The sequence below is a fragment of the Methanobrevibacter sp. genome (assembly GCF_045646045.1).
Taxonomy (GTDB): domain Archaea; phylum Methanobacteriota; class Methanobacteria; order Methanobacteriales; family Methanobacteriaceae; genus Methanocatella.
The window spans coordinates 1-9,182 of the sequence record NZ_JAZRJY010000146.1 but is presented as its reverse complement, the minus strand read 5'-3'; the positions used below and the strand labels follow the sequence as shown (position 1 = coordinate 9,182).

The 9,182-nt window shown below is 32.0% G+C and carries 4 protein-coding genes and 1 pseudogene; 2 read left to right on the top strand and 3 right to left on the bottom strand.

Going from position 1 to position 9,182, the window contains the following annotated elements:
- Both ACKI5C_RS09750 and ACKI5C_RS09745 read right to left on the bottom strand, forming a co-directional pair.
- Positions 1-151, bottom strand: a pseudogene (locus tag ACKI5C_RS09750) (inositol monophosphatase); the annotation flags it as partial.
- 4 nt (positions 152-155) lie between these two features.
- Positions 156-602 carry a pyruvoyl-dependent arginine decarboxylase gene (locus tag ACKI5C_RS09745; protein WP_407432931.1) on the bottom strand — a complete coding sequence of 149 codons (447 nt, stop codon included), beginning with the start codon at positions 600-602 and terminating at the stop codon, positions 156-158.
- Positions 603-992: 390 nt separating this feature from the next.
- Between ACKI5C_RS09745 and ACKI5C_RS09740 the strand changes: the two genes are divergently transcribed.
- Together ACKI5C_RS09740 and ACKI5C_RS09735 are read left to right on the top strand one after the other, a co-directional pair.
- Positions 993-4,325 carry a C1 family peptidase gene (locus tag ACKI5C_RS09740; RefSeq protein ID WP_407432930.1) on the top strand — a complete coding sequence of 1,111 codons (3,333 nt, stop codon included), beginning with the start codon at positions 993-995 and terminating at the stop codon, positions 4,323-4,325.
- 120 nt (positions 4,326-4,445) lie between these two features.
- Complete coding sequence (locus ACKI5C_RS09735) at positions 4,446-7,781, top strand: C1 family peptidase (RefSeq protein WP_407432929.1); 3,336 nt, start codon at positions 4,446-4,448, stop codon at positions 7,779-7,781.
- 295 nt (positions 7,782-8,076) lie between these two features.
- Here the strand turns inward: ACKI5C_RS09735 and ACKI5C_RS09730 are convergent, their stop codons facing one another.
- Positions 8,077-8,793 (bottom strand): DUF4013 domain-containing protein, encoded by a 717-nt coding sequence (locus ACKI5C_RS09730; protein WP_407432928.1) that lies wholly within the window; start codon positions 8,791-8,793, stop codon positions 8,077-8,079.
- Positions 8,794-9,182 lie beyond the last annotated feature (389 nt).

The window sequence follows — 9,182 nt, the reverse complement described above, 5'->3', positions numbered from 1 at the left end:
TGTCAATATATGACGTAGGTGTTCCGTCAGCACCTATTTTTACCTTTTCACCGGATTCGGGTTTTCCAACATAAGGTCTAATTGCCCTGCTTACTTCTCTTATCATTTCATAAGATAAATCCGTAGCTATTTTTTTATCCTTAGCATCCATGCAATCACTCTTCCAAATATACTACTGATGCTACAACAGATGCAATGTTTTCAACTGTTGCTGTAGCTTTTTTAACAATTAGTTGTTTAATTTCAACTTCACGTTTTTCCATCATATAAGTAACCATGAATTTTGCTTCATCAATCAGATCATTTTCTTTTTTATTAATTCCTGTTGTTTCAACAACACAGCCTAATTCCTCTCCAATAGCTACTGCTATCACTGCTGTAATTACATCGCCAGGATTATCTGAAGTAATTTCTGATAATACACAATTAACCATACTTCCCGCTTTCAATTCCGGCAAATCTGTGATTTGGGTATTTCCTGCAAGCATACTGGATACTTTGATTAAATTAACATCTCCAATTCCAGCATCACTCAATGCATTATCAAAAGCATTTAATTTTGTAGGTCCTTCATCTTTTCCACTAACAATGGCTATTTTCATTTTATCACATAAATATATGTTACTTTTAGTTTTTCTCTAACAAACTTTCTATACTAGAATATATATCATTTCCTTAAATAACATTTGCGGGTAATGTTTTAATCTTTCAAAAAACTTTGTTGATTTGAAATTTTTTTTTCATGAAAATTAATCCATTTTAAGATAAAATATTCATTTATCACTTAAAAGATAATAAAATTGATATCGTATTTCAAAAAACAATGCTAAAGTCTTAAAACGAACATTTAAAACCAAATGAGGTGTTTTAAAACGAATATATTCTGTAGATTTAATTTTGAACCAAAATCGAGAAAATGATTTTTAAAATCAACATTTTTTTGAAATATTCAAATATAAGTATAAATATATAAACTTGTAGGGGATATTATTATGAAAATTTTAAAAATTATGATTGTCCTGCTTGTTTTAATACTGTCTGTTGGTGCTGTTTGTGCAGCCGAAAACAGTACTGGCATTAGAAGTGTGGATTGTCAGAAAATCTTACAAACTTCTCAAAATGAAGTGTATGCAACCGATGAAGCTTCATTCAATGATTTGGCTGATAAAATAGAAAATACTGGTATGACTTTGGATTTAACCAAGGACTATGCCTTCAACAATGAAACTGACAATAATACGGGAATTTTAATAACTAAGGATAATTTTGTCCTTAACGGTAATGGTTTTACAATAGATGGAAATAAACAATCAAGAATATTCAACATTACTGCAAACAACGTAACATTAAGCAATTTGATTTTAACTGGAGGTAATGCTGAAAAAGGTGGAGCAATCTATGCCACAGGGTCTTTAACATTAAACAATGTTACTTTCACTGACAACTACGCAACTAAAGAAGGCGGAGGCGTATGTCTTTACGGTAATGTAACTCTTAACTGTGATAAAACCGATTTCATTGACAATTATGCTGAAGCGGGTTCAGCAATATATGTTGAGAAAGGTAAACTTAATCTTTACAATGCTGATTTGAGTTCAAAAATTTTCAATAAGTATTCTCAAATTGCTGCTTTGAGGCATTCTGTAATTAATATAGAAAATGCTACCTTTGCTAACTCCAGCTCTTCTTATTCACCGGCAATATATGTTAGAAATACTAAAACTTCAATAATCAATTCCAAATTCTATAATTTGAGAGGTAATATTACTGCGGGTGCAATAGGCATCAGACTTGGCGGTGATATCTATATTAAAAACTGTGAATTCATAAATACCACTTCTTCTAAAAATGCGGGTGCCATTTATGCAGATATTGCTGGAGATGGGGAAGGAGGTTATATGATTATACTCGATTCAATATTTAAGGACACATGTTCTGAGTTTGGTGGAGCATTGCTTCAATTAGGTAATGATTTATTCATAAACAATACAGAATTCATAAACGGCAATGCAAAATATAATGGGGGATCAGTTTATCTTTCATATGTAAACGCTACAGTTAATAACTGTACTTTTGAGTCAAACAGCATAGAATCAAACGACATTGGTTATCCTACTTATGGCGGTGCAATATTTTGTGATATTGGTACATTGAATATTACCGGCTCCAAATTTTTCAACAACAATGCAAGTGCAGGCAGTGCGGTTTGTGCATATGACTCTTCATATGACATTAGAAATTCAGTATTTGAAAACAATACAAACCCAATTTACTCTGTTTTTGACAAACATGTCAATATAGCCAGAAACAACGTTATTGTTAATGACGATAACATCTCAACCAACAATACATATTATGTGACAATAATGGCCGGGGAAGGTGTGCCATTAACACTGCTTAACAACACCATTAATGTCAGTGCTCTTCCATCCAAGTTTGATTCACGTGATTGGGGTTGGGTTACACCGGTCAGGTATCAGGGATGGATGGGTGCCTGCTGGACATTCGGAATGACCGCTACATTGGAATCCGCATTATTAAAGGCTACAGGCATGAAAACTGATCTTTCAGAAAACAATATGCAGAATACCATGATGAAATATTCAATTTACGGTACCAGCTATATAAGTGAAGGCGGCTATAACTCTATTGCAGCAAGTTATTTATTAAGCTGGTTTGGAGCATTCGCACAGGATGTGGATACCTATGATGAAATGGGAAAAATTTCACCAGTAATCACTACAGGTAATGATATTCATATTCAGGATGTGGAATTCATATCCAATAAAATCCCGGAATGTACGGAAATAAAATTGGCAATTATGAAATATGGTTCTTTGGATGCGTCTTTCTATGGACAAGCTTCATATAATCAAGTAAGTCCTTATTTTAATCCCGAAACCAATGCGCAATATGTTGATAAAAATGAAAATATTAATCATGCAATTTCAGTTGTAGGTTGGGATGACAATTTCCCAAAAGAAAAATTCCTAATCACGCCTCCGGGTGACGGTGCATGGATTATTAAAAACAGTTGGGGCCCTGACTGGGGAGATAATGGGTATTTATATCTTTCATATTATGATAAGTCATTTTTAAAAGGTGTTGCCATGTCCGAGTACGGTACTGGAATAATAATTGAAAATACAATACCATATAATAAAAACTACCAATACGATACTGTATGGCTTGGTGATTTCTCATCAAGAAACAAAACCGTAAGTTTCATGAATATCTATGAATCATTGGACGATGATGCAATTGCGGCTGTGGGAACATACTTCAACCAGAGTGGTGTCAATTACACGCTTGAAATCTATGTAAATGACGTGTTGAAATTAACTCAGGAAGGAATATCTCCATATTTCGGTTACCATACCATCAAATTAAATGAATACATTCCAATTAAAGAGGGAGATGTTTTCAAAGTAATGATGACATCAAATGCTATGCCATATCTTTCATTAGATGATGCAAGGATGCATTACAGAGAAAATCATTCCTTTTTCTCATATGATGGACAGCCTTGGAATGACGGATATATTATAGGTAAAATCCCTTGTTTAAAAGTGTATACTGTAGAACTGCCAATTTTTACTGAAGATTTGGTTAAAATCTATAAAAACGACTCCAAATTTGAAGCAAGTATTGATGTTGTAAATGAAACTGTAACCTTTGAAATCAATGGTAAAAATTATACAAGAACCAGTGATGAAAACGGAACTGCCAAAATGGCCATTAACTTAAATCCAGGTAACTACACAATCAAAACCCTATTCAACGGCACAACAGTTGAAAATACAATTACAGTATTGCCTACATTAATTGCAGATAACCTAGTTAAATACTTCAGAAATGCTTCACAGTTTTATATTGACTTGATTGACGGTGAAGGTAATCCTGTTGCTAGTCAGAACATTACCATGAATATTAATGGTGTTTTCTATAACCGCACAACCAATGAAAATGGTACTGCCAGATTAAACATTAATTTAAACCCTGGAGAGTACATATTAACTGCCACTGATCCGTTGACTGGTCTTCAGATGTCATATAACATTACAGTATTGCCTACTTTAAATGCTACTGATTTGGAGATGAAGTATAAAGACGGTTCAACATTCAATGTTACTGTTTTGGATGGTCAAGGTAATCCATTGAAAAACGCTGCAGTTACATTCAATATTAATGGGGTATTTTATACAAGATACACGGATTCTCATGGAATTGCTAGATTAAATATTAATTTGATGGCCGGCGAATACATCATTACTTCAGAGTATGATGGAATGAGAATCGCAAATACAATAACTATCAAGGATTAATTAACTTAATCCTTTCTTTTTCTTTTTCTTTTTTTAATAACTTGACACACCATTAATTGCTGAAATCCAAATATAAATACTTAAATACTGATTTTTGACATAATTTTATATGTGATAATTATGAAAATCATAAAAATAATGATTGTCATGCTTGTTTTAATCATGTCGTTGGGGGCGGTCTGTGCAGCAGATGATATTTCCGACGAGATTATATGTGATGACGATCAGGATACTTTGGAAATTACACAATATAATATTTATACAACTGGGGAAAGTTCATTCAGTAATTTAGCTGATGAAATAGAAAATGCAGGTATGACTTTGGATTTAACCAAGGACTATACCTTCAACAATGAAACTGACAACAATGCAGGAATTTTAATTAATAAAGATAATTTTGTCCTTAACGGTAACGGTTTTACAATAGACGGAAATAAACAATCAAGAATATTCAACATTACTGCAAACAATGTAACATTAACTAATCTGATTTTAACTGGAGGTAATGCTGAAAAAGGTGGAGCAATATATGCTACCGGATCATTAATATTAAACAATGTTTCTTTCATTGACAACTATGCATCTAAACAGGGTGCAGCTGTTGGGCTTTATGAGAATGTAACTATTAAATGTAATAATTCAAGGTTCATAGACAATTATGCTGTTGAAAAAGGTTCAGCAATATATCTTGATAAAGGAGGATTAGACCTTTCAAATACAAACATGACTTCAAAATGTGTCTCTAAATCAGCCCAAATTACTGCTTATAAAAATGCTATAATTCATATAGAAAATGTAATTTTTACTGATACTACTTCAACTTATTCTCCGGCATTATACATACAACGTTCTAAACTTTCAATTATTAATTCCAAATTCAATAATTTAAAAGCAGACATTACTGCGGGGGCAATAAGTCTTAAAGAATGTGATGAAGTATACATTGAAAACTGTGAATTTACAAACGTTACCTCTTCTAAAAATGGAGGAGCCATCAATGCAGATATTTCAGGAGATTTGGATGTAAACGGTACTGTAACAATAATTGATACTGTATTTAAAGACACATACTCTGAATTTGGTGGAGCATATCTTCAATTAGGTGGAAATTTATTCATAAACAATACAGTATTCACAAACAATCATGCTACCTACAATGGTGGGTCACTTTACCTTTCACATGTCACAAGCAACATTACTAATTGTAATTTCACATCAAACGGTGTCGACATTATTGAAGGATATCCAACCTATGGTGGTGCAATATACAACGATGCCGGTACATTAAATATAGATAAATCCAAATTTATCAACAACAATGCAAGTGCGGGAAATGCAATCGGCACATATGACTCATCATATAACATCAAGAATACACTATTTGAAAATAATAAAAATCCTATTTACACATTTTTCGATAAAGGGGGTATTTTAGAAAACAATGTTTATATTAATGACGATAACGTCTCAACCAACAATACACTTTATACGACTATAATAAGCGGACAAGGCCTGGAATTAACATTGCTTAACAATACCATCAATGTTACTACTCTTCCGTCCAGATTTGATTTACGTGACTGGGGATGGATGTCACCAGTTAAAGACCAAGGATGGATGGGTGCCTGCTGGACATTCGGAATGACCGGTACATTGGAATCAGCATTATTGAAAGCTGCAGGTATTACAACTGATTTTTCAGAAAATAACATGAGAGACACCATGTTAAAATATTCAATATACGGTTCCGATTTCATATGTGAAGGTGGAACAAATCTTTACTCAACATCTTATTTATTAAGTTGGCTTGGAGCAATCGCATATGGTGCGGACATTTATGATGAAATGGGAAAAGTTTCAGCAGTAATAACAACTTTGAATGATATCCATGTTCAGGATGTGATATTCATACCTAACAATGAAATACCAAACGGCACAAAACTTAAAGAAGCAATTTTAAAATATGGTTCTATAGATGCATGTTATTTTGGACAATCTACATATGACGAAAAAAATCCGTATTATAATCCCGACACATATGCACAATATGTTAATGAAACTAAAAAGCCAAATCATGAAGTTTCAATTATAGGCTGGGACGATAATTATCCAAAAGAAAAATTTTTAATCACACCTCCAGGTAACGGTGCATGGATTATTAAAAACAGCTGGGGTTCTGATTTTGGAGAAAATGGATGTATGTATGTTTCATATTATGATAAAACGTTATTGGATTCTACTGACCTATCCAGTTATGCTACTGCAATAATAACTGAAAATACCATTCCATATAATAAAAACTATCAATATGCGATGATATGGGGAGGTAATTTCATGCCTGGTGAAACTGTAAGTTATATGAATGTCTTTGAAGCATTGGAAAACGATGCAATTGCTGCTGTTGGAACATACTTCAAGGAGGGTGGTGTCAATTATACAGTTGAAATTTATGTAAACAATGAATCAAAATTAATTCAAGAAGGAGTATCTCCATATCTTGGTTACCATACCATCAAATTAAATGAATACATACCAATTAAAGAAGGAGATGTCTTCAAAGCAGTGATAACATCCAATAATATACCTTACATTACATTGGGTGACGTTAGAATCCATTATACTGAAAATATTTCATATGTCTCCATCGATGGATCACCTTGGATAGATTCTTATAATGAAGGAGTAATTGCTTGTTTAAAAGTCTACACTGTAAAACTGCCGATTTATGCTGAAGATTTGGTTAAAATCTATAAAAATGATTCCAAATTTGAAGTTAATATTGGTGTTGCTAATGAAACTGTAACCTTTGAAATCAATGGTAAAAATTATACAAGAACCAGTGATGAAAATGGCACGGCTAAAATAGCCATTAATTTAAATCCTGGCAATTACACAATTAAAACAACATTCAACGGTACAACAGTTGAAAACACAATTACTGTATTGCCTACATTAATTGCCGATAACTTAGTTAAATACTTCAGAAATGATTCACAGTTCTATATTGACTTGATTGACGGTGAAGGAAATCCTGTTAGTGGAGTTAACATTACCATGAATATTAATGGTGTTTTCTATAACCGTACAACCAATGAAAATGGTACTGCCAGATTAAACATTAATTTAAACCCTGGAGAGTACATATTGACAGCTATTGATCCTTTGACTGGTCTTCAGATGTCATATACCATTACAGTATTGCCTACTTTAAATGCTACTGATTTGGAAATGAAGTATAAAGACGGTTCAACATTCAATGTTACTGTTCTTGATGGTCAAGGTAATCCATTGAAAGAAGCTGCAGTCACATTTAATATCAATGGAGTATTTTACACAAGATATTCAGATTCCAATGGAATTGCCAAGTTAAACATTAATCTGATGGCTGGTGAATACATCATCACTTCAGAGTATGATGGAATGAGAATCGCAAATACAATAACTATCAAGGATTAAATAACTTAATCCTTTTTCTTTTTTCTTATTTTTAATTAGGTTTTCCTGTCATCAAATTGGTGATTAACATATTCTCATATTATTTAAACAGCTCCAACTAGCAGTACCAACATCGGATAAAAGAAATCCCTCAGTCAATACTAAACCATCAACAGCAATTATTACTAAAAACAGCAAGTCCATTCATGAATTCATTGGAAACCATTACAAATGAATCCTGAGTATTTATGGATTTTAAAAAGAAATTATTTTAATTAGTCTATAAAAAAAGAAAAAAAGAAAAAGAGTGGTTTGATTATGCTTCAGCATATAATAAACCAATAGCTCTATTATAGAAGAATATAAAGTAGACTGAGAAAATACCTAATAAAATGCCACCAATAGTGTTGTTTAATTTATAAATAAATGCAAGGATAATTGCAATGATTAATAAAATAATAACAATAAGGATAACAGTTCCGAGGATTTTACCGATACCTACTCTGGAAATGTCTCCAATAGCTTCTCCAATAGCTAGGGCTTCACCTAAACTATCGGTTTTTGCTAATCTACATTTGGCCATAAAGTTAGCTAATGCAAATACAATAATTAAGATTATACTAAGTATGGTAAGTATCCAGTCTCTGAGGAAAAGACCTAAAACAACAATGATAATTGCAGGAAGAATGTAATAAACAATGTCAACAACAACTAATTTGACTGCGTTTGAGATTTGTCTTCCGATGTCAATTCCAGGACTATCAGTTCTTCTTTCAATACCATATTTTATAATGTCTATACCATATCCTTCAATCAGGAACAGTACAAGAACAAAAAGAATGATTCCGACGAGAGTCATTCCACCAAATGCAAATCCTGCGATACCTTTTGAAGTGTATGCGCCTGCAAAACTAATTATAGCTGCACCACCGATTAATGCGGCTATGATACTTAAAACTATATATAAAACTAATGCTTTAACATTTTTAAATGGATATGCCATAGCATCTCCTATTATATTACCTATACCCATTATTTTCACCTTTTTTTTAATTATTTATTAATAAACTCATTATTGAGTATTAATACATTTATTGCTAATTAAATATAAATCTTATGATAAAAATTTGACTTATTTCTTGAAAAGAGAATATAATTATTTTATCTTTTCTTAAGTTTATCAATTTCCAAAACAAAAAATCATCCCCAATAAAATCAACGACAAAACGAAAAATAGGGTTCTTATAACATCCCAATCGAAAGTTTTAATACCCAATGTTCTGATTCTTATTAATCTTTCCTTTAATTATATTAAAATAACTTATACCTAATTCAAAAATGTACAACAATGTATATGAACTTAACTTTTTAAAAAAACAGTAAATTAAAAATAAGAACTTATTACAAATTAAATATTATTAA

Bases quoted from the DNA above. Each gene is read 5' to 3' on its own strand.
- ACKI5C_RS09735 (WP_407432929.1), top strand. From the start codon at position 4,446: ATGAAAATCATAAAAATAATGATTGTCATGCTTGTTTTAATCATGTCG.
- ACKI5C_RS09740 (WP_407432930.1), top strand. From the start codon at position 993: ATGAAAATTTTAAAAATTATGATTGTCCTGCTTGTTTTAATACTGTCT.
- ACKI5C_RS09745 (WP_407432931.1), bottom strand. From the start codon at position 602: ATGAAAATAGCCATTGTTAGTGGAAAAGATGAAGGACCTACAAAATTA.
- ACKI5C_RS09730 (WP_407432928.1), bottom strand. From the start codon at position 8,793: ATGGGTATAGGTAATATAATAGGAGATGCTATGGCATATCCATTTAAA.